The sequence below is a fragment of the Ferviditalea candida genome, from assembly GCF_035282765.1.
GTDB lineage: Bacteria > Bacillota > Bacilli > Paenibacillales > KCTC-25726 > Ferviditalea > Ferviditalea candida.
In genome coordinates, this window is the sequence record NZ_JAYJLD010000017.1 from 1 (window position 1) to 20,167 (window position 20,167).

The following is a 20,167-nucleotide window of genomic DNA, read 5'->3' on the forward strand; positions in this document are numbered from 1 at the left end:
GCAATACGCTTACTTATCGACCATATCATTGTTGAGAATGATCAAGCAAGCGTAGTTTGGAGATCTTGAATTTTATATGCCTTAATATATAATCGGATCGCCCTTGGCTTGAATGTAAGCCGCTGTCCACGGAACGCCCCCCGCATTGTGATAGAACAGAGCCCTGTCATGATTGGCATAATGTTCGCCCAAACCCGCTTCCTTCAACTGCTCGACGGATGCGTCCTTGGTCAGCTTATACACCATCGTGGCAATCATTTCAAGATGGGCGAATTCCTCTGTTCCGATATCCGTCAAAAGCCCGATCACTTTATCCGGAATCGTATACCTCTGATTCAAATACCGCAGCGCTGCGGCTAACTCACCGTCCGCTCCCCCGTACTGTTCGATCAGATACTTTGCCATCCTGGGATCGCATTTGCTGACGCGCACGGGATATTGCAGTTTTTTTTCATAAATCCACATGAACCTTTTTCCTCCAATCCGTCTAGACCTGCCACGGCCACGGCGATTCGACCCATTCCCACGGACAACGGGAAGGGGAGTGGCCCGAATGCATAAGGGGGCCGTACTTCATTTCATACTGATGTGCAAGCTGTTTGCTGAACTGCGCGCATTGATTGAATTGCTCAATTGCCACGCCATCAAAGGGATGCGTATCCAGATACAAATTCAATTCGTGACAGACGAAATCCGCAGCCTGAAGCTCATGCAGCAGCCGGTAATAATGTTCATCCAATTTCTTATGCATGCTGTCAAAGGCACCTCCGCTTATTTCTTTCCGATTTTTGCGTTCTTACCGCTATAGGGACTGACAAGTGCCGGCCACAAGGTTCCGTGCTTCAGCGCGTCGAACGGGGAAAACTGGGGCAAATTCGGAGGCTGGAACATCATGTACAAATTCGGCGGAGTCATATACGTTTTTTCCTTTATCGGCGGACAGGGATCAAAAGGACCGACAAACGGATAATACACCTTTACTTGTTGGAAAGGTTGGAAGGGCTGATTCATCACCGCAACATCCTCCTTAAACAGTGCTGAAATAAATTTCTCTCCCTTCACAGGATATGACAGATGCCCATTACCGGTTATGGGCTACCGCCCAAAAAACAAAAAAACGCCTGGACGGCGTCCTTTGGATGAGACGGAGCAACGATTATTCAAGCTTGATCTTGATATTTAACAGTCCGACCTTCTGCATCGCCTGATAAATGATGATTACAATCGGTCCCAGGAACAGCCCGACAACACCGACCAGCTTGAATCCGACATACAAGCTGATCAGCGCCGACAAGGGGCTGATGCCGACGGCATCGCCCAGAATTTTCGGCTCCACCAGCCGGCGAAAAACGATAATGACCAAGTACATGATCAGCAGACCGACAGCAAGATAACTGTCGCCTTTGACGAATTGGTAGGCAGCCCAAGGAATCAGGACGGAGCCGGTGCCGAGAATCGGCAAGATATCCACGATGATAATGAGAAAAGCGATGGCAACCGCAAAATCCACTTTCAATATCATCAGCCCCAGCAGCGCAACCACATAGGTCAAAGCGCTGATCAGCAGCTGAGCCCGGATAAACCCGAAAATCGCTTTTCGCAAATTCAGCAGAACTTCCTCCACTTTGCCCTGCGACTTGGTCTCGAACATCGTCAGGAAAGTCCCCTTCAAGCTGGGCAAACTAAAGCTGAACAAATACAGGGCTGTGATAAACACTATCAAGAGAATGAACAAATTCGGAATCGTCTTGGCCAAATCGAAAAATGCTCCCGACACGCTTCCAAGCAAGCTGTTCAGCGCATTGATCAGTGCCGACAGAGCGGTTTCGGTGCCTTTCTGAATCTGATTGGCGATATCTGCAGGGAGGTTTTGGTAAAAAAGCTGTGTTTTTTGCAGCGTCTCTTGGAAAAATGCGTTGGCTTGGTCCAAATACTTGGGCAGCTTCAACAAAAACAGGATCAGCTCGGAAACCAGCTTCAGACCCAGCAAATAAATGAGAGCCGCGATCCCCAGCGTGAAAAGAGAGCAAATGAGCGTCGCCGAAGCAATTCTTCTCATTCTCCCGTATTTCATCAACAGCTGAACAAGGGGCTCCAAAAAAATCGCGATGATGATCGCCATCAAAAACGGAAAACCGATGGTAAATAATCCGTATAGGAATCCCAAGCCCAACGCGATCAAGATGAGCGTTTTAGCGGACAGATGCTGTCACCCCATTCCTTAACAATTGTGTTCCGGCTCCGGCTGTTCCGGCTCCGCTTTTTTTTCCTGTTCATAAACTAGCACGCGAACGATTCGCAGACGGTCGATTTCCGCCACTTCAAAGACCATGCCGCCTTCCTGCACCTTGTCCCCCACCGCGGGGGAACCTTCCAGTTGCTTGAACAGCCAGCCTCCGATCGAATCAACTTCCTCATCGTCAATGTCCAGATTGAACTGTTCATTCATTTCTTCGATCAGCATCCGTCCGTCAACCGAAGCGATCCGGCCGTTCATTTCCAGACTGGGCCGAACATCCTCAAATTCGTCATGAATTTCGCCGACAATCTCTTCCAGAATATCTTCCGTCGTCACCATCCCCGCCGTTCCGCCGTATTCGTCAACCACGATAGCCAACTGGGAATGCCGCTTCTGCATCAATTTCAACACATGGCTGATTTCCATCGATTCGGGTACGGCCAGAACCGGCCGGACAAAATCGCGAAGCTCATGCTCCTCGTCCGGATCCGCGGTCAGAAGATCGGTGATATGGACAAACCCGATGATATTATCCTTGTTCTCCACCGCAACAGGATAGCGGGTATGCTTGGATTGATAGACAAGCCGCAAATTTTCCGCAAACGAAAGCTCCGCAAACAAACAGTCCATATCCGTTCGGGGAAGCATGACCTCCCTCGCCAAACGATCGGAAAATTCAAAGATATTGTCAAACAAAACCATCTCGTCCTGGTTGATTTTCCCTCCCTTGGCGCTCTGGTTCACCAGGATCCGGAGCTCTTCCTGCGTATGCACATCCTGCTCGGGAGACAACTGAATCCCGATAATCCGCAGCATTCGGTTGGCAGCGGCATTCAGCAGCCAGATCGCCGGAAAGAAAATTTTGTAGAAAAGAATGAGCGGGCCGGCCAAAAACAAAGCAACCGATTCCGATTTTTGAATGGCCAAAGATTTCGGAGCAAGCTCTCCCAGCACAATATGCAGGAAAGTGATGACCGCAAACGCGATTGCAAATGAAAGCGGTTGGACAAACACGCTGCCGCCCAAGCCGCCCCAGGAAAACAACGGTTCCACGATCATATGGGAAACCGCCGGCTCCCCTACCCAACCGAGTCCGAGCGACGACAAGGTGATCCCAAATTGGGATGCGGAAAGATAGGTATCCAGCTTCTGTGTAATGCTCGCAGCAAATTGGGCCCGCTTGCTTCCCTCATTGACCAGTTGGGTCAGCCGCGACTGCCGGATTTTCACCAGTGCAAATTCAGCTGCGACAAAAAAACCGTTGAGAAAAACAAGAAGAAATACTAGCAATAAATTGAACAAAATATCCGCTGCACTGAACTCCGCATGATCCACTTAAAAATTTCCTTCCGCTGAAAAATGGATTCAATGAGAATGCCTTGTCCTTCTAGAATAACGTTTTTCTGCTTTTGAAATCAACCTCCGGATAATACATGTCGGCCACAAGCAGATTCGGACCGCAGCATGCGGCTTCAGGACAATGGCAGTTGACACTGCGGCAAAGCGGGTGATCCAGCCACCGCTGAAACACCTCATCCAAACGATGCTCATGAATGCTGCCCAGAGGGGGGACGCTGGCAAAATCGGTGACAAATACATCCCCTGTGAACAAATTTACATTCAGCCGGTTTCTGCCGTCAGGATCGTTCCTTACCGTCACGTTCGGTTCCTTCCGCAAACGATCCAGCAGCTCCCGATCCTCAATCAAGTCACTGCATTGATAAAAAGGGAGGGTGCCGAACAGCATCCACACATCCCGGTTTCGACGGTCAAGCAAACGGTGGATTTCCCCGCGAATCCGATCGATTGGCAGCACAGGCAGATCGGCTGCAAAGGAACTCGCATACATCGGATGCACTTCATGTCTGAGGCATCCCATTTCGACAATCATTTCGTGAATGTCCGCGAGCTTGCCGGCCGTTCGATAATTGATCATCGATTCGGCTGACACAAACATTCCGCTTGCCGCAATGGAGCGGATGTTTTCCACCATGCGTTCATATACTTTCCGCGCGGTGTCCTCGGCGATATCTCGGCCTGCCTTGGCAAAGCCGATGGCTCGAAAGTCATCGGCATTCAAATAATTGAAGGAGACGTGCAGTACATCCAGGTAAGGCAGAATCGGCTCATAACGGGAACGATCCATCGTCACATTGGAGTTGAGCTGGGACCGGACGCCCCTTGCCCTGGCATATTTCAAAACAGGAACAATATATTCATTTACCGTTGTTTCCGAAAAAGTCGGTTCCCCGCCCGTAATGCTGACGGTTTGCAGATGCTCGACTTCATCCAGACGCCGCAGCACGTCCGCCAAAGGTACCCTTGCTCCTTCAGTAAGGCTTAAAGTCTCGCCGACCGCACAGTGCTCGCACCTCATATTGCAAAGATTCGTCACCGTCAATTCGACGCTGGTCAGCAGATGTTTGCCGTTCTGTTTCAGGGAGTGTATCGGATCCCAAGGATCGTTCTGCGGCCCGATCTCCGGCGAAAAAGTAACTGAGCGAGGATACGCTGCCCGTTGCTCAGCAGATTGTTTATTCATCATTTCTGTCCACCAATTCTGTAAGATTTGACGCTACTAATTGTAACTGATACCCGCCAAAAATGAAATGACTGATAAAAAATGAACATGTGAAATGGCATGAGAGCCCAGATAAAAGGAATAACCGCTCCAGCGCCGGATGATCTTCCAATCCGTTCGTCTTTGCGGCATCATGATAGCGGCTGGTATTTACGGAAATTGTCAGCAAACCACCGGCAAATCAATTGGAGCTCAACACATCCACATCGGTGATCATGACGGAGAGCTTCTTGGACAGGTCGATTTCGTGAGGAACCGTCAAATCCGTTCCTTCGGCATCCTGCAGTATACGGACGACGGGGCGTTGCGGAAACGAAGAATTGATGTCGACGACGACCCCTTGTTCTCCCGTACTAAGCCTGACGGAAAGACCCAAAGGATAGAAAGCGATTTTGTCGCGGAACAATTCGATCAATTCCTTGGAATACAGCGTCCCGCTGCCGGTGTATATCGATTCGATCGCCTGATGGGGGAGCATGGCCGGGCGATAAACGCGATGAGACGTCATGGCGTCGAACACGTCCACCAGACCGATCAATTTGGCATATTCATGAATCTCACCGCCCTGAATCCCCCGCGGATAGCCGCTCCCATCCAGCCGTTCATGGTGCTGATAAGCGCAGTGGGCGGAAATCAGAGGAATATTCGGTTCATCCTTCAGCATGTAGTAACCCAGTTCCGCATGCCGCTGAACTTCCTTATATTCAGCATCGGTTAATTTCCCCGGTTTGTTCAAGACTTTCTGATTGATCTGTGTTTTCCCGATATCATGAAGCAGGGCGCCCAGGCTGAGAGCCTGAATTTCATCGCGTCCGTATCCGTTGGCCATGCCCAGAAGTGTCGAATAGACGCAAACATTCAGTGAATGCTGGTAAAGGTAATAGTCGCTGGCATTCATGTTCATCAGCATGATCATCGCTTCTTTATGATTGCTCAAATCATCGATCACCGCATTCAAGAGCTGACTGAACGTTTTTTCAAGATGCAGAGCGCCGGCCAATTTGCGTTTTCCCGAAACCCCCATCAGCTGGCGAAACGTGCTGCGTATGAGCCCCATTGCCATTGCCCGGGTTTCATCCGAGAGGATATCTTCAATCACAATATCGTCCGTTCTCGAATCTTGAATATATATATATTTGATACCGTAGGTGTTCAGGCGTTCCAGAATTTTTTCGGTCAACTCCGCATTTTCGCTTAATAGAGTACGGCCGTCCTCATTGTAAATACTTTTCCCAAGCTTCATACCGGGCCGACAAGCCGCGACAGAAACCAAACGCATAATTTCCCCCCGATCCCAGCATCCAACCAGCGTAATTGTCGAAACTTGTTGAAGATGTATTCATGCATTTACTGTAATGCAAAATGCCAAAAAGAGCAACCAAAAAACCGCCCGGAAATGCCCGTGACGGTAAGAAAAACTTCTATCGAACGAAAAGCATTCTTTATCGGCTCAATCAAATCCGACAAAAATCATATACAGCAGCACGATTCCCGCCAGCACAAAACGATAATAGGAAAAATACGTCAGACTCAGCTTTTGCACCAGCTTGATAAACGACATGACCGCCAACAACGCAACGATGAACGAAACTACAAAGCCTACCGCAAAAAAGACAAGATCTCCCGATGTGAGCGAATGAAAGCTCTTCAACAGCTCATAGCCGGTTGCCGCAATCATCACCGGAATGGCGATCAGGAACGTAAAGTCCGCTGAAGCGGCCCTGCTGGCCCCAGCGAGCATGCCTCCGGCAATGGTCGCCCCCGAGCGTGAAAAACCCGGCCACAAAGACAGGATTTGCGATATCCCAATAAATAGAGCCTGCTTGTATGTAAGCTGATCCATATCATCAGCCGTAAACCGTGGGTGCTTCTTCTCCGCAATGATCATAAAAATACCGCCCAGCACCAAACCAATCAGAACCGTTTGCGGAGAAAACAGCACTTCCTTGATAAAATGACGCAGCAGAAAACCGATTGCCAGCGCTGGTGTAATGGCGATGAGGATATGAAGCAGATTCATCCGCGGTCCATTCCCCTTGCTTTGTTGCTTCGGCATGAGGCCGAACAAGCGAAGAACTCTGTTCCAGTACAGCACCACCACTGCCAGAATGGCCCCGAGCTGAATGACAATTTCAAAGGTATCCGCCTTTTCCCCTTGGAAACCGATCATATGCCCGGCAAGAATCATGTGTCCTGTAGAAGAGACCGGCAAAAATTCGGTAAGTCCTTCGATGATTCCGATAATTACGGCGATCCAAATATCATGCATGCATCCATCCGCTCCCATACTTTTTTCCATATATAGAAATACAGCTTTTCTTATTCATTCTATGTTAAACATGCCGCTAATTGCAACAAACGTACGGTAAACAATTTTTAGTGATAAATGTTTGAATAACGCCGCTTAAGTTTTCATCCACCGCTGCATGCTGCTTCGGCCGATCGCCTCCGCATCCAACAGCTGCCCGCGCAGCACATCGCGGATAAATTCCGGCAGCACATAATCCGTATCCCTTCCTTTACCCAAGGTAGAATATCCTACGCCAAAAGTAAACATGTCGATGGTGCCGACGCGGTATTCCCGGCTGCGGTCGATCGGCTGCCGATTAATAAGCACGCTCCTTATTTTCTGATAAGCCGGGGCGGCCGAATCGTATTCAACCGTGATCCCGTCCAAGCATAAAGTTCCCAGCACTTTTCCGCGAAAACCGAATCCCCGGATCGGCTTGCCGATAAACTCCGGGATCAACGATTCTTCCAAAGCCGCCCAAATCTGATCGCCGCTCAGCCACAAGCTGCAAGGATTGATCGGGGAAGGACAAATCTCCAGCAGCTTCTCCCGGGTAATGATTCCCGAATCCAAATGAGCCAAAATTTGTCCGGCGTTGACGATGCCCACTTCGGCGTCGGTCCAAACTTTAAGTCCCTCAGCCAGCAAATTCCCCAATTCCGATTCTCTGTCCCAACCATTGGACAGCGATTTATCCAATACAACAATCGGTTCGTTAAGTGTGGTCTTGCCCAATGCATGAAAATGCTCCACGATCTGAACAATACGGGCATCGTCTTCATAGGAATTAACGGCAACACATCCGCCGTCTCCGAAAGTCAACCTGGCGGTGTCAAATTCATATTCCCATTCCACCCAGCCCACATATTCCCCGAATTTGCCTGCGGCACAAATTGCAGTGGAACCGATCCGAAGCGGTTCTTCCAGCAGATGATGGGTGTGTCCCCCCAGAATGCAATCGATCCCGGGAATCTCCTCAGCCATCCGTTTGTCATTGCCCAAGCCGAGATGGGAAATCACCACAAGCAGATGTACCTGCCCGCGCAGCTGCTTTACGAGATCGGCAACCGTCTCGAACGGATCGGAAACGTCCCAGCCCAGCCGGGAATAAAAGTCGGTATAATCGGCTGTTACCCCGATCAGGCCGACTTTTATCGACCCCTTGCAAACAATTTGGTAAGGCACCATCCAGGATGGCGGCTCTCCCGTTTCGGCCAGCGCCATATTGCTGCCGATGACCTTAAATCGGGCATGTGCTTCGTAGCATTGTCTTAATACCTCGGGGGTATAGGTCAAGCCTTCATTATTGCCCAGCACGGCAAATTCATAGCCGGTGGCATTCATGATCTCCACATTGGCCAAGCCGTCGCTTCCTTCAGTTTCCATTCTCATTCGGTCCATATGATCGCCGCAATCGATCGTCAACACCTCTTGGGGCTTGCAGCGCTGCCGGATCGTATGGAGCGCTGTGAAAATCTTCGGCATTTGCTCAAAAAAACTGTGAATATCGTTCGTATGCAGGATAACCAATCTTTGTCGCATAGAGAATACCCTCGCATTGGATTGAGATGAAAAGCCTGCGAATCAGCGAATCATTCGTAGATTTAACCTTATCATAATATACTTTTCAAACGGAATAAATCCCATTGAATTTTCCATTCGCCGCCCATCCGCAAAGCGGAAAATCAATTGTAAATTGTGGATTGTCCGGCTTCCTTATTTTTGCTATTATAAATTTGTAAATTTATGATTTTTTCTGTCGACACCGGGAAATATGGGGGGGAATCCATGAGAGTACATATATACGATCTGCAAATCGGCGATCGGCTTGCGTCCAACGTTTTCAACGACAGCGGTCTTCATGTGCTGTCCAATGGCAAAATGCTGGATGCGCAGGACATCAACAAGCTGTTCAACCACCGGATCGACTATGTTGAAATCCACCGCCGTCTAAGCGATGACAGCAGTTTGGCCATGGTTTCCAAAGCGGAGGAAAGCGCGAGAAAAATCCAACCCTTTTTTGACCTGGCTGTCGATGGTGCAAAGGATCTGTTCGAACAGGTCGTGCGTACTGGGAAATTCGATGCCGAACAAATCCATGAGAATTTCGATCCGCTCGTGGAAAGCTTCAATCAGGAAACCGATGTCGTTCAGCTTCTGCTGTCCTTAAATGGAAAAGACGACTATACCTTTCATCACAGCGTGCAGGTCGGCATGATCTCCTATTATCTTGCCAAATGGCTCGGAAAATCCAGAGAGGAATCGCTTTTTACCGGGAAAGCCGGATATCTGCACGATATCGGAAAAAGCAGGATCGACTCAGCCATATTGAATAAACCATCCAAGCTGACTCCCGAGGAATACGAATCGATCAAACAGCACACGCTTATCGGCCGGGACATTATTGAAAATTCAATGGGGGCTTCCGCGCTTTCGTTGGCCGCTCTTCAGCATCATGAAAGATTAAACGGAAGCGGCTATCCCCATGGAATCCGCGGGGATCAAATGCACCCCGTTTCCAAAATCGTTGCCGTCGCCGATGTATACAGCGCCATGATTTCGTCGCGGGTGTACCAGCAAAAAAGGGATTTGTTGGTCGTGCTGAAAGAATTGCACCGCTTGAGTTTTTCCGAGCTGGACCCCTTTATCGTGCAAACCTTCATCAGAAACATGATTCCCAATTTCCTCGGCAAAAGCGTATCCCTGTCAACGGGGGAGATCGGAAAGATTGTTTTTACGAATCCGAGCGATTTTTTCAGGCCGCTCGTTCAAGTAGAAGATAAATTCATCGATTTGGCCGATAGCCCGCAAATTGATATTGAAATGATTTTTTTATGAAAAATACGGTATCCTAATTTGTATATCAAGCTTTTGGGAGCTGAGGCAATTGACGGACTTTCAACAGAGCTTCCAGGGAGCGGCGGAATCCTTAGATTCCACCGATTCTTTAAACACACAATGGCCCAATCAGAAAGAAAGCCGTTCCCCCTCCTCCTTGGCAACAGCTTCCTTTGTATTGGGCTTGATTTCTTGCATTTTAAACGCAATGCTGCTGACATCCCCCGTGGGTGCCATTCTAAGCCTGCTCGGTCTCATCTTCGGATGGGTTTCCATCCGCAGAGAAAAGCAGGGATACCCCGGATTGGTGCTCAGTCTTTTTTCAATATTGGTCATGATGATTTGGGTTCTGACAGTTGTTGCCATTCTTTTGAACGATCCGACTTTCACTCTATCCTTGTAAAGCTTATCGGATTCTCCGGCACCTTTATCGCCAAGAGGGTTGATTTTTTCTAGAAAACCGCTTAACCGATCGACCCTTCCATCTCGAACTTGATCAGGCGGTTCATTTCCACCGCATATTCCATCGGCAGCTCCTTGGTGAACGGCTCGATAAAGCCCATGACGATCATTTGCGTGGCCTCCGCCTCGGACAAGCCGCGGCTCATCAGATAGAAAAGCTGCTCCTCAGATACTTTGGACACCGTCGCCTCATGCTCCAGCGTAATGTTGTCGTTCATGATTTCGTTGAACGGAATCGTATCCGATGTGGATTGATTATCCATAATCAGCGTGTCGCATTGTACGTTAGCTTTCGCGCCTGTGGCTTTGCGGCCAAAAGACGTCAAACCGCGGTAGGTCACCTTGCCGCCGTGCTTGCTGATCGATTTGGAGACGATGGTCGAGGTTGTGTCCGGCGCGAGGTGAATCATCTTCGCTCCGGCATCCTGATGCTGACCCTTGCCGGCGACGGCAATCGAAAGCACCATCCCTTTGGCGCCTCTTCCCTTCAGCACAACCGCAGGATATTTCATCGTCAATTTGGAGCCGATGTTGCCGTCAACCCATTCCATTGTGGCGTTTTCCTCGGCAACCGCACGCTTCGTGACAAGATTAAAGATATTCGGCGCCCAGTTCTGGATTGTCGTATACCGCGCGCGGCCGTTTTTCTTCACGATGATTTCAACCACCGCGCTGTGCAGCGAGTTTGTGCTGTAAACCGGCGCGGTGCATCCTTCGACATAATGGACAAATGCGCCTTCATCGACGATGATCAGCGTACGCTCGAACTGCCCCATGTTTTCCGAGTTGATCCGGAAATACGCCTGCAGCGGAATTTCACACTTGACGCCCTTCGGGACGTAGATGAAGCTTCCGCCCGACCAGACGGCGCTGTTCAATGCCGCAAATTTATTGTCCGCAGGCGGCACCACCGTGCCGAAATATTGCTTGAAGATCTCCGGATGCTCCTTCAACGCCGTGTCCGTATCCGTAAAGATAACGCCTTGATCCTCCAGATCCTTCTGAATGCTGTGATATACGACCTCCGATTCATATTGCGCGGACACACCGGCCAAAAACTTCTGCTCCGCTTCGGGAATCCCCAGCTTGTCGAACGTAGCTTTGATCTCCTCCGGGACCTCTTCCCAAGTCTTGCCCTGTCCTTCCGAAGGCTTCACATAATACTGGATATCGTTAAAGTCCAGTTCGTCAAGATTGCCGCCCCATCGCGGGAGAGACATCTTCATGAACTGGTCGAGCGATTTCAGGCGAAAATCCAGCATCCACTGCGGCTCGCCTTTCATTCTGGAAATTTCCTCGACAATTTCCCTCGACAGGCCCTTTCCTGATTGAAAAATCGCCTTATGCTCGTCTCTGAACCCATATTTATAGGCTTCCAGTTCGGGCATTTTTTTAGCCATCGCCATAACCTCCTTTAATTTTTCGCTGCTTCCAGACCTTTCTGCATCGCTTTCCAAGCCAAGGTGGCGCATTTGATGCGCGCAGGAAACTTGCTGACGCCGGACAAGGCTTCAATATCTTCATATTCAAATTCCACGGGCTCGCCCTGCATCAGCTTGGAAAAGTCCTCGGCCATGCCCATCGCATCTTCGACCGTTTTGCCTTTGACGGCGTCCGTCATCATCGAGGCCGAAGCCATGCTGATCGAGCAGCCTTCCCCAATAAACCTCGCCTCTTGAACGATTCCGTCCTCGACTCTCATCTGCAGAGTGATTTTGTCGCCGCAGGTCGGATTGTTCAGTTCCACCGATACCGCGCCGTCCTCGAATTTCCCCCGGTTGCGGGGAGTTTTATAGTGATCCATAATGACTCTACGGTATAAATCATCCAATTGCATAACCAAAGTACTCCTTTGTTTTGATGAGGCTATCCACAAGCCGATCCACTTCTTCTTCGGTATTATACAGATAGAAGCTTGCTCGCGCCGTCGCGCTGGCATTCAAACGTCTCATCAGCGGCTGGCAGCAGTGATGGCCCGCCCGGATGGCAACACCCTCGGCATCCAATACCGTTGCTACATCATGCGGATGAATATCCCCCAGATTGAAGGTGATCAGTCCCGAACGTTCATGGCGCGGACCGTAAATCTGCAAATCGCCGATCGCGGACAGCCGGTCCATGGCATAAGCCGTCAGCTTCTTCTCGTGCCGCTCGATTTCATCGAGACCGATTTCCTGTAAAAAGTCGATTGCCGCACCCAACCCGACGGCGCCGGCGATGATCGGCGTGCCGCCTTCGAATTTCCAGGGCAGTTCCTTCCATGTCGAGTCGTACAAGTCGACATGATCGATCATTTCCCCGCCGAATTCGATCGGTTCCATCTGCTCCAGCAGCTGCTTCTTTCCATACAATACCCCAATTCCGGTCGGCCCACACATTTTATGTCCGGAGAATGCGTAGAAGTCGCAATCCAAATCCTGCACATCAACTTTCATGTGCGGCGTGCTTTGGGCGCCGTCAACCAGAATTTTCGCCCCATGGCGATGGGCGATCCGGGCAATATCGCGAACCGGATTAATCACGCCCAGGACATTGGAAACATAGGTGAGCGCCACGATTTTGGTTCTGTCCGTTATGGTCTGTTCGGCATCCTCAAGGCTGATCGTTCCGTCTTCCTGAAGCGGAATGTATTTCAGCGTGGCCCCTGTCGCCTTGGCGACCTGCTGCCAAGGAATCAAATTGCTGTGATGCTCCATCGGGGTAATCACAATCTCGTCGCCTTCTTGGCAGACGGCCCTGCCGTAGCTGGCGGCGACGATGTTGATCGCCGTCGTCGTGCCGCGGACAAACACGACCTCCTCGGTCGATCTGGCATGAAGGAACCGGGCCACTTTATCCCGCGCCCCTTCATAAACGTCGGTCGCCCGGGAACCCAGCGTATGGACGCCGCGGTGCACATTGGCGTTGTCATGCTCATAATAGCGCTTGACCGCCTCAATGACCTGAAGCGGTTTTTGCGCCGTAGCCGCATTGTCCAAGTAGACAAGCGGATGGCCGTTTATTTCCTGATGAAGGATGGGGAACATTTCGCGGATCTGCAAGGTATTCATTGCCCCAACTTCCTTTCCACCAGCTGCTTGAGCTGTTCCTCCAGCTTGCCGATCGGAATTTCCGACACGATCGGCGCCAAAAATCCGTATATAATCAGCCGAGTCGCTTGTTCCCTGTCGATACCCCGGGACATCATATAATACACCTGCTCCGGATCGACTTTACCGACACTGGCGGCATGGCCGGCCTTGACTTCATCCTCGTCGATCAACAGCATCGGGTTCGCGTCTCCGCGGGCTTGGGGACTGAGCATCAGAATCTTCTCCGTCTGCTGTCCGTTGGCATAGGTTGCGCCCTTCTCAATTTTCGTAATTCCGTTAATAATGGCGGTTGCTTCTTCTCTCATGACCGCTCGGGTGATCATGTCGCTGTCCGAATTTTTGCCGAAGTGCACGGCCTTTGTCGTGACGTTCAGCTTCTGGCTGCCGGTTCCCACGCAGATCACTTTCGCGTTCGACCGGGAGCCGTTGCCCTTCAGAACCGAGGTCGTATCGGACAGGCAGTCTCCGCCGTTCAATTCGCCGATTACCCAATCGATTCTTGCGTCGTTATCCAGAATGCCTCTGCGGTAAGTCAAATCGGTTACGGAACTCCTCAGATTGTGCACCGAAGCGAATTGAACGTGCGCTCCCTGCTTGGCAAAAATTTCAACGACGCCGCTGTGCACAAGCCCTTCGGAATCGCCGACGGATACGTAATTATCCACATAAGTGACAAAGCTGTTATCCTCGGCGATGATCATTACATGCGGGCAAAAGGACGCCTTGGCATTGTCGGAAACGAACAGGGCCTGTAGCGGCACTTCCATCCTGACGTTCTTCGGAACATAGAGGAACACGCCACCATTCCATAATGCGGCATGCAGCGCCGTCAAACGATTCTCATCCATCTTCACCGCACTCATGAAATAGCGCTGAAGCAAATCCGAATGCTGCTGCAGAGCTTCTTCCAGATCCGTGAAAATCACACCCTGCTCCGCCAGTTCAGCAGAAATGCGATGAAATACCACATCAGAGTTGCGCTGAACGAGCAAGTTGTCTGTCTGCTCTCCAGATTGCAGCAAATTCTGCGCTGTCTCCGGAAGCTCGGAGAGCTCCCGCAATTGCGGGCTTTCCGTATATTGTCCGAAGGAATGAAGATTCCAACGGTCGATTCTTGTTTTTTCGAGCTTGGGCAATTCCAGCGAACCCGCCAATTCCAATGCTTCCAGCCGAAGCGAAGCCATCCACGAAGGCTCCTTTTTCCTGTCGGACAAAGCGGATACGAAGTGGCGGTCAACCGGAAGAATTGTTTGTGTGGACATGATTATTTCCTCCTTGACCGGTTCGGATTAATATTTCGGAGCTATCGTGTTCATCGGCACCTTGAATTCATCTTCTTCGCTTTGGCCGACTGTCTCGTCAACGATGCCGAGTTCTTCCTTGACCCAATCGTAGCCTTCCGCTTCCAGTCTTTCCGCCAGCTCCGAACCACCGGACTTGACGATGCGGCCCTGCATCATGACATGCACAAAGTCAGGCTTGATATAGTTTAACAATCTCTGATAGTGAGTTATAATCAGAAAGGCGCGATCTTCGCTTCGCAGGGAATTGACGCCCGCGGCCACAATCTTGAGCGCATCGATGTCCAAACCGGAGTCGATCTCGTCCAGAATGACAATGCGCGGCTCCAGCATCATCATTTGCAGAATCTCATTGCGCTTCTTTTCACCACCGGAAAATCCTTCATTCAGATAACGGTGCATGAACTGCGGATCAATTTCCAGTTCCTTCATTTTCTTTTCCATCTGGCGGATGAACTTGATCAGCGAAATTTCATTGCCTTCTTCCCGTCGCGCATTGAGCGCGCTGCGAAGAAAATCGGAGTTGGTCACGCCGGCGATTTCGCTGGGATACTGCATGGCCAAAAACAAGCCTGCGCGGGATCGTTCGTCGACCTCCATCTCCAGAAGATCGTTTCCGTCAAGAACGGCTGTCCCCTCGGTCACTGTATATTTAGGATGACCCATCAGCGAAGATGCGAGCGTGCTTTTTCCCGTTCCGTTCGGGCCCATGACCGCATGAACTTCGCCGCCGTTCATCTCCAAATCGATCCCTTTCAGGATTTCCTTGTTTTCAACGGAAGCCTTCAAACCTTTTATAACAAATCTAAGTGAATTGCTCATTAAAGATTCCCTCCAGCTCTAAAAGCATCATTTTTTTATAAACAATCTTAACTGATTCTCAGTGATTCTCATTTGTAATTTTACTATACCTCATCTTACAAAATCAATAAAGATGTTTTTCTATTTATTATATATTTTTGTTTAAAAAGTTCGATGTCTTCGGGTATTTTCATATTTGCTTTTTTTGATTTATACTTGGGTTTATGTAGTGCAGTCATCGTTATCAGGAGGGTGCAGGCATGTCGGAAAATTACCATCCGCTGAGCGAAGCGGAAGCGATTGAACACGCGAAAAAACTGTCGGCTCTCTTTTCCCCGGCCGCAGATCTGGTCTGCAGGGAGATTGGCGACGGCAACCTGAATCTGGTGTTTCATATTCAAGACCGAACGACCGGTCAAGGGGTCATTTTGAAGCAGGCGCTGCCTTATGCCAAGATCGTCGGCGAATCGTGGCCGCTGACGCTGGACCGCGCAAGAATTGAAAGCGAAGCGCTGCAGCTTCAGGGCAGGCTGTGCCGGGAACATGCTCCCCAAGTGTATACGTACGTTCCCGAGCTTGCCCTGACGGTCATGGAGGATCTCAGCGACCACGAAATCATGCGCAAAGCGTTGATGCGGCGCGACAAATTCCCGCTTTTTGCCGGACATATCGCCCGTTTTTTGGCAAACACCCTTTTCTTCACTTCCGATCTCGGTTTGAACCAGCAGGAAAAAAAGCTCAGGGTGAAGCAGTTCATCAATCCGGAGCTTTGCAAAATCACCGAGGACCTTATTTTTGATCATCCCTATACCGATGCGGAGACGAATAATTTCGAACCCGCGATACGCAATGCTGTGGAGCAGATCTGGAAGGACATGCCGCTGCAATTGGAGGTTGCCCTGCTGCGGGAACGCTTCCTTACCCATGCCCAGGCGCTGCTGCACGGCGACCTCCACACCGGCAGCATCTTCGTTACGGAAACGTCGACCAAGGTCATTGACCCGGAATTCGCTTTCTACGGCCCGATGGGCTTTGACATCGGCGCGGTGTTCGCCAATCTGCTGCTGAATTATGCCGCCCAGGAAGGCTGGAGCCGCAACGATCAGGATAGACGCGACTATCGGGAATACCTGCTGCAAACGGTCACGCAAATCTGGGAGCGGTTTGCCGCGGAATTTGCGGATTTGTGGGACCGTCACTTGGTCGACCGCATGGCGTCGACGCCAGGTTATCGGGATAACTATATGCAGCGTTTGCTCCAGGATACGGTCGGCTTCACCGGCGCCAAAATGATCCGCAGGGTCATCGGCCTGGCACACGCCGCCGATCTGGACAAGATCGAGGATCCCCTGGCTCGGGAAAAAGCGCAGCGTATGACGCTTGCCATCGGAAGGTCGCTGATCCTCCGCCACCGGAAAGTCGAATCGGTCAACGAGATTGTGAGCATTGTAAAACAAGTGAGCGGAGATGAAAATCAGTCATGACTTCCAATCCAACGCAAATTGGAAACCCGCAGGACGATTGGCTGCAGTCGCTCCGTTGGGCCGGCGACCATCTGGAGTTGCTGGATCAAAGACAACTGCCGGAGGAAATTGTTTATCTCGATTTAACCACCTCTGAGGAGGTGTGGGAGGCGATCCGCCGCCTGAAAGTACGCGGCGCCCCCGCCATCGGCATTGCCGCCGCGTTCGGACTGTACCTGGCGATGCGAAGCTTCCCTCCGGTTGCTGAAACGGGCGGACCGGACCAATTTCGGCAGGAGCTTCTGCGGCAGGCTGATTATTTGGCCACTTCCCGCCCTACTGCCGTGAATTTATTTTGGGCTCTGGACAGAATGAAGAAACGCGCGGAGCGGCTGCTCCGTGAAATGGAGATTCATACGGGGGAAAGCGCCGGCGGGAAAACGAACGGCGGGCTCGGCGGACAGGCGGTGCCGGACCTTGAAGCCGTCAAGCTTGCTCTGCTCGACGAGGCCTTGCAAATTCAATCGGAAGACGAGGAAACCAACAGGCGAATCGGTGAACATGCGCTTGCTTTGCTCGAAGACGGCATGGGCGTGCTGACCCACTGCAATGCCGGCGGACTGGCTACGGCGAAATACGGCACCGCGCTGGCTCCCTTGTATCTTGCCAAAGAACGGGGCATGGATCTGAAGGTATTCGCCGACGAAACCCGCCCCGTGCTGCAGGGTGCCCGCTTGACGGCATTCGAGCTGCAGCAGGCCGGCGTTGACGTCACCCTGATTTGCGACAATATGGCCGGCATGGTGATGTCCAAAGGCTGGGTTCAAGCCGTAATCGTTGGAACGGACCGGGTGGCGGCCAATGGGGATGTCGCCAACAAAATCGGAACCTACAGCGTGGCTGTATTGGCCAAAGCCCACGGGATTCCGTTTTATGTCGCTTGTCCTCTTTCCACCGTCGATTTAAGCATGTCCAGCGGACAGGAAATTCCGATCGAAGAGCGGGATGAGCTTGAAATTACCGAGGGCTTCGGCAAAAGAACGGCGCCTCGCGGCATTAAGGTGTATAACCCCGCCTTTGATGTAACTCCGCATGAATACGTGACCGCCATCATCACGGAAAAGGGGGTCGTTCGTCCCCCCTATGCGGAAAATCTTCCGAAGCTGTTTGAAGACTGAACGCCATTTCGGTCAAACCATTTTCAACAAGGCATCCCTTCCAATCATTCCCTTGTGAATGCCGTACTGCTCGGCTTCCTCGGTGACGGATTCCAAGGGAGCTTCAAGAAGATCGTCAATCGATCTGACGCCTACCGCACGCCCGGCGACAATTCGCCGGTCTTTTAATTTCCGGTTTAATAAATCCACATCCAGCGCCCCGCACATAATGTAACCTTTATCGTTGGAAACGGAGATCAGCGTTGTTTTCGGAAGTTTCACTTCCACTCCGATGAATGTGTGTTCTCCGATCCGAAGCGGCTGCATATAAATCATCTCCAATCATCTCCTTTCGGATTCGCTTCATTATATGTCGGCCCGCACAGGCGGGTGTATGGCGGAGAGCTCTTTTCGAAGCAAAGCCTTCTTCATTTCCTCGTATAAACATGCTATATTATTAATCAAAAACATCAGTGGGGTTACCATACATGAGCCGCAACCCGATCAAGAAAAATATGAATGCTGAAGCGGAGACAAGCAGCAGTTTCATCTTCACGACGGAAATCATGATTCAAGCCAATACCAACGGTCTGGCACTCGAAAAGCTGCTCCATGCGCTAAATGCCGCCGAGATTGCGGATTATCGGATTGTAACGGGCATTGAGATCGGCAAACAGCTGGAACAAACGAAACAGCAGGCGCAAATGATCAAGAAAATCGATCCTCTGATCCCGGGCAAATTAAAAACAAACTCTCCCCCAAACGCAGCCGGACCGAATAAGAATAACGCCGATACCAACGACATCTCGGTTCAAATTCAATATTATAAGGAGCAGGGCACCCTTGTCAGATTATTCGTGGTAAAAGGCCAGGGGATTCGATTGAGCATTCCATGCAGAATCCTGAATTTCGACGCCGCGACAAACAATATATCCGTCTATCATGTTGATGAAAAGCAAACGTATCTTTTCAAATTGAACGAAATCGACGATATTATCGGCAATTAAGTCGCAGGCATCCCTGCAGATTGAACATGGGGCCGGCTCAAGTGTTTTGGAATAAAGACACTTGAGCCGGCCCTTTGCCATTGCTTCGGTTTATCTTTTGTCGGTATTTGTTGAATTGGCCGTTATTGGTTTGGAATTTTTTCCGCTCCGTCGCCGTCATCCTTCAAGCGGTCCAGCATCGATATCGCATTGATCAGATGATTATTGAAGATTTCTCTGGCAATAGCCAGCAGTTCTATAACCATCGGATCGCGCAGTGAATATTTGACCTTATTGCCGTCTTTGGTGCCGTACACGACATTCTGATTTCTCAGAACCGCCAGCTGCTGGGAAACCGCGGAACCTTCAGAGCCCAGCAAAGCTTGAAGCTCGTTTACGTTCTTGTCTCCCTCCGCCAGCAATTCCAATATTCTGATGCGCAGCGGATGAGCCAGAGCTTTGAAGAAATCGGCTTTAAATTGTTGAAGTTCTTCCATACACCATTCATCCTTAATCCGTATTCAGTTTAAGTATACATGCTTTCACCGGATACGTCACGGAATTAAAATCAGGTGCTTTGCCATGGTGATTTGTCCATTCGATTCACAGGCGCATGAATACTATACATTATGTCCGTTTACTGGGGAAAGGAGGGTAAAGCATGCATCAGTTCCCAAATCGTAATGAAATCAGACAGTTGGTGGGGAAAAAAATATATGCGGTCAAAAAAGACGGCTCCGTCGTGACCGGCACGCTTCAGGAATTGAAAGGAAACAGGCTTGTTCTAAACGGCGAAGGAGAGTCCGCTCAAACGCAAGCGTTCACTCCGTTGGTGCTTTATGATCTTCTGGCGATTGGATTATACGCCAATCCCGGGTTTGGCGGGTTTGGAGGATTCGGCGGCGGATTCGGTTACCCCTTCTTCTGGTAAAGACGGGATCGATTCACTTCGTCCAA

General features: G+C 50.5%; 21 protein-coding genes and 1 pseudogene. 6 read left to right on the plus strand and 16 right to left on the minus strand.

Annotated features, from left to right (window positions below):
* Nucleotides 1-90 precede the first annotated feature (90 nt).
* The 9 genes and pseudogenes from VF724_RS12185 to VF724_RS12225 form a co-directional block, all read right to left on the minus strand.
* A pseudogene (locus tag VF724_RS12185) lies at nt 91-465 on the minus strand (manganese catalase family protein); the annotation flags it as partial.
* 22 nt (nt 466-487) lie between these two features.
* The gene (locus VF724_RS12190) at nt 488-751 is read right to left on the minus strand and encodes a spore coat protein CotJB (RefSeq protein WP_371754526.1); all 264 of its coding nucleotides are present in this window, start codon (nt 749-751) and stop codon (nt 488-490) included.
* A 20-nt stretch (nt 752-771) separates the two neighbouring features.
* Nucleotides 772-1,011, minus strand: a complete 240-nt coding sequence (locus VF724_RS12195; RefSeq protein ID WP_371754598.1) for a spore coat associated protein CotJA — start codon at nt 1,009-1,011, stop codon at nt 772-774.
* 145 nt (nt 1,012-1,156) lie between these two features.
* Nucleotides 1,157-2,182: a sporulation integral membrane protein YtvI gene (gene ytvI, locus VF724_RS12200; RefSeq protein WP_371754527.1), complete on the minus strand. Its 1,026-nt coding sequence runs from the start codon at nt 2,180-2,182 to the stop codon at nt 1,157-1,159.
* Between the two features lie 39 nt (nt 2,183-2,221).
* A complete protein-coding gene (locus VF724_RS12205; protein ID WP_371754528.1) occupies nt 2,222-3,574 on the minus strand; it encodes a hemolysin family protein in 1,353 nt (450 codons plus the stop codon).
* A 52-nt stretch (nt 3,575-3,626) separates the two neighbouring features.
* Nucleotides 3,627-4,784 carry a radical SAM/CxCxxxxC motif protein YfkAB gene (gene yfkAB, locus VF724_RS12210; RefSeq protein WP_371754529.1) on the minus strand — a complete coding sequence of 386 codons (1,158 nt, stop codon included), beginning with the start codon at nt 4,782-4,784 and terminating at the stop codon, nt 3,627-3,629.
* A 217-nt stretch (nt 4,785-5,001) separates the two neighbouring features.
* Nucleotides 5,002-6,099 (minus strand): HD-GYP domain-containing protein, encoded by a 1,098-nt coding sequence (locus VF724_RS12215; protein ID WP_371754530.1) that lies wholly within the window; start codon nt 6,097-6,099, stop codon nt 5,002-5,004.
* Nucleotides 6,100-6,270: 171 nt separating this feature from the next.
* Nucleotides 6,271-7,089 (minus strand): undecaprenyl-diphosphate phosphatase, encoded by an 819-nt coding sequence (locus VF724_RS12220; protein WP_371754531.1) that lies wholly within the window; start codon nt 7,087-7,089, stop codon nt 6,271-6,273.
* Between the two features lie 135 nt (nt 7,090-7,224).
* On the minus strand, nt 7,225-8,652 hold the full coding sequence (locus VF724_RS12225; protein ID WP_371754532.1) for a bifunctional metallophosphatase/5'-nucleotidase: 1,428 nt from the start codon (nt 8,650-8,652) through the stop codon (nt 7,225-7,227).
* A gap of 246 nt (nt 8,653-8,898) precedes the next feature.
* On the opposite strand from VF724_RS12225, the gene VF724_RS12230 reads away from it, so the two are divergent.
* A complete protein-coding gene (locus VF724_RS12230; protein WP_371754533.1) occupies nt 8,899-9,948 on the plus strand; it encodes an HD-GYP domain-containing protein in 1,050 nt (349 codons plus the stop codon).
* Between the two features lie 49 nt (nt 9,949-9,997).
* Nucleotides 9,998-10,351, plus strand: a complete 354-nt coding sequence (locus VF724_RS12235) for a DUF4190 domain-containing protein (RefSeq protein WP_371754534.1) — start codon at nt 9,998-10,000, stop codon at nt 10,349-10,351.
* 61 nt (nt 10,352-10,412) lie between these two features.
* Here VF724_RS12235 and sufB read toward each other — a convergent pair whose 3' ends face one another.
* The 5 genes from sufB to sufC are packed head-to-tail and all read right to left on the minus strand — an operon-like array spanning nt 10,413 to nt 15,625.
* Nucleotides 10,413-11,810 carry a Fe-S cluster assembly protein SufB gene (gene sufB / locus VF724_RS12240; protein ID WP_371754535.1) on the minus strand — a complete coding sequence of 466 codons (1,398 nt, stop codon included), beginning with the start codon at nt 11,808-11,810 and terminating at the stop codon, nt 10,413-10,415.
* 14 nt (nt 11,811-11,824) lie between these two features.
* A complete protein-coding gene (sufU, locus tag VF724_RS12245; RefSeq protein ID WP_371754536.1) occupies nt 11,825-12,247 on the minus strand; it encodes a Fe-S cluster assembly sulfur transfer protein SufU in 423 nt (140 codons plus the stop codon).
* Nucleotides 12,234-13,460 carry a cysteine desulfurase gene (locus VF724_RS12250; protein ID WP_371754537.1) on the minus strand — a complete coding sequence of 409 codons (1,227 nt, stop codon included), beginning with the start codon at nt 13,458-13,460 and terminating at the stop codon, nt 12,234-12,236. The genes sufU and VF724_RS12250 overlap by 14 nt, the downstream gene beginning before the upstream one ends.
* A complete protein-coding gene (gene sufD / locus VF724_RS12255; protein ID WP_371754538.1) occupies nt 13,457-14,764 on the minus strand; it encodes a Fe-S cluster assembly protein SufD in 1,308 nt (435 codons plus the stop codon). The genes VF724_RS12250 and sufD overlap by 4 nt, the downstream gene beginning before the upstream one ends.
* Before the next feature lie 27 nt (nt 14,765-14,791).
* A complete protein-coding gene (sufC, locus tag VF724_RS12260; RefSeq protein ID WP_371754539.1) occupies nt 14,792-15,625 on the minus strand; it encodes a Fe-S cluster assembly ATPase SufC in 834 nt (277 codons plus the stop codon).
* Between the two features lie 239 nt (nt 15,626-15,864).
* Between sufC and mtnK the strand changes: the two genes are divergently transcribed.
* Entirely contained in the window at nt 15,865-17,088 is a 1,224-nt protein-coding gene (gene mtnK, locus VF724_RS12265; RefSeq protein ID WP_371754540.1) for an S-methyl-5-thioribose kinase, read from the plus strand.
* Nucleotides 17,085-18,245, plus strand: coding sequence for an S-methyl-5-thioribose-1-phosphate isomerase (gene mtnA, locus VF724_RS12270; protein ID WP_371754541.1), 1,161 nt, complete (start codon nt 17,085-17,087; stop codon nt 18,243-18,245). Before mtnK ends, mtnA begins: the two co-directional genes overlap by 4 nt.
* A 12-nt stretch (nt 18,246-18,257) precedes the next feature.
* On the opposite strand, the gene VF724_RS12275 is transcribed toward mtnA, so the two are convergent.
* Nucleotides 18,258-18,560 carry a YunC family protein gene (locus VF724_RS12275; protein WP_371754542.1) on the minus strand — a complete coding sequence of 101 codons (303 nt, stop codon included), beginning with the start codon at nt 18,558-18,560 and terminating at the stop codon, nt 18,258-18,260.
* Nucleotides 18,561-18,712: 152 nt separating this feature from the next.
* Here VF724_RS12275 and VF724_RS12280 point away from each other — a divergent pair, with 152 nt between their 5' ends.
* On the plus strand, nt 18,713-19,231 hold the full coding sequence (locus tag VF724_RS12280; RefSeq protein ID WP_371754543.1) for a hypothetical protein: 519 nt from the start codon (nt 18,713-18,715) through the stop codon (nt 19,229-19,231).
* A gap of 122 nt (nt 19,232-19,353) precedes the next feature.
* Here VF724_RS12280 and VF724_RS12285 read toward each other — a convergent pair whose 3' ends face one another.
* Nucleotides 19,354-19,707 carry an ArsR/SmtB family transcription factor gene (locus VF724_RS12285; protein ID WP_371754544.1) on the minus strand — a complete coding sequence of 118 codons (354 nt, stop codon included), beginning with the start codon at nt 19,705-19,707 and terminating at the stop codon, nt 19,354-19,356.
* 164 nt (nt 19,708-19,871) lie between these two features.
* Between VF724_RS12285 and VF724_RS12290 the strand changes: the two genes are divergently transcribed.
* The gene (locus VF724_RS12290) at nt 19,872-20,141 is read left to right on the plus strand and encodes a hypothetical protein (RefSeq protein WP_371754545.1); all 270 of its coding nucleotides are present in this window, start codon (nt 19,872-19,874) and stop codon (nt 20,139-20,141) included.
* The last annotated feature ends 26 nt before the right edge of the window (nt 20,142-20,167 follow it).

Bases quoted from the DNA above. Each gene is read 5' to 3' on its own strand.
- VF724_RS12190 (WP_371754526.1), bottom strand. From the start codon at position 751: ATGCATAAGAAATTGGATGAACATTATTACCGGCTGCTGCATGAGCTT.
- VF724_RS12195 (WP_371754598.1), bottom strand. From the start codon at position 1,011: ATGAATCAGCCCTTCCAACCTTTCCAACAAGTAAAGGTGTATTATCCG.
- yfkAB (WP_371754529.1), bottom strand. From the start codon at position 4,784: ATGATGAATAAACAATCTGCTGAGCAACGGGCAGCGTATCCTCGCTCA.
- VF724_RS12215 (WP_371754530.1), bottom strand. From the start codon at position 6,099: ATGCGTTTGGTTTCTGTCGCGGCTTGTCGGCCCGGTATGAAGCTTGGG.
- VF724_RS12220 (WP_371754531.1), bottom strand. From the start codon at position 7,089: ATGCATGATATTTGGATCGCCGTAATTATCGGAATCATCGAAGGACTT.
- VF724_RS12225 (WP_371754532.1), bottom strand. From the start codon at position 8,652: ATGCGACAAAGATTGGTTATCCTGCATACGAACGATATTCACAGTTTT.
- VF724_RS12230 (WP_371754533.1), top strand. From the start codon at position 8,899: ATGAGAGTACATATATACGATCTGCAAATCGGCGATCGGCTTGCGTCC.
- sufB (WP_371754535.1), bottom strand. From the start codon at position 11,810: ATGGCTAAAAAAATGCCCGAACTGGAAGCCTATAAATATGGGTTCAGA.
- sufU (WP_371754536.1), bottom strand. From the start codon at position 12,247: ATGCAATTGGATGATTTATACCGTAGAGTCATTATGGATCACTATAAA.
- VF724_RS12250 (WP_371754537.1), bottom strand. From the start codon at position 13,460: ATGAATACCTTGCAGATCCGCGAAATGTTCCCCATCCTTCATCAGGAA.
- sufD (WP_371754538.1), bottom strand. From the start codon at position 14,764: ATGTCCACACAAACAATTCTTCCGGTTGACCGCCACTTCGTATCCGCT.
- sufC (WP_371754539.1), bottom strand. From the start codon at position 15,625: ATGAGCAATTCACTTAGATTTGTTATAAAAGGTTTGAAGGCTTCCGTT.
- mtnK (WP_371754540.1), top strand. From the start codon at position 15,865: ATGTCGGAAAATTACCATCCGCTGAGCGAAGCGGAAGCGATTGAACAC.
- mtnA (WP_371754541.1), top strand. From the start codon at position 17,085: ATGACTTCCAATCCAACGCAAATTGGAAACCCGCAGGACGATTGGCTG.
- VF724_RS12275 (WP_371754542.1), bottom strand. From the start codon at position 18,560: ATGATTTATATGCAGCCGCTTCGGATCGGAGAACACACATTCATCGGA.
- VF724_RS12280 (WP_371754543.1), top strand. From the start codon at position 18,713: ATGAGCCGCAACCCGATCAAGAAAAATATGAATGCTGAAGCGGAGACA.
- VF724_RS12285 (WP_371754544.1), bottom strand. From the start codon at position 19,707: ATGGAAGAACTTCAACAATTTAAAGCCGATTTCTTCAAAGCTCTGGCT.
- VF724_RS12290 (WP_371754545.1), top strand. From the start codon at position 19,872: ATGCATCAGTTCCCAAATCGTAATGAAATCAGACAGTTGGTGGGGAAA.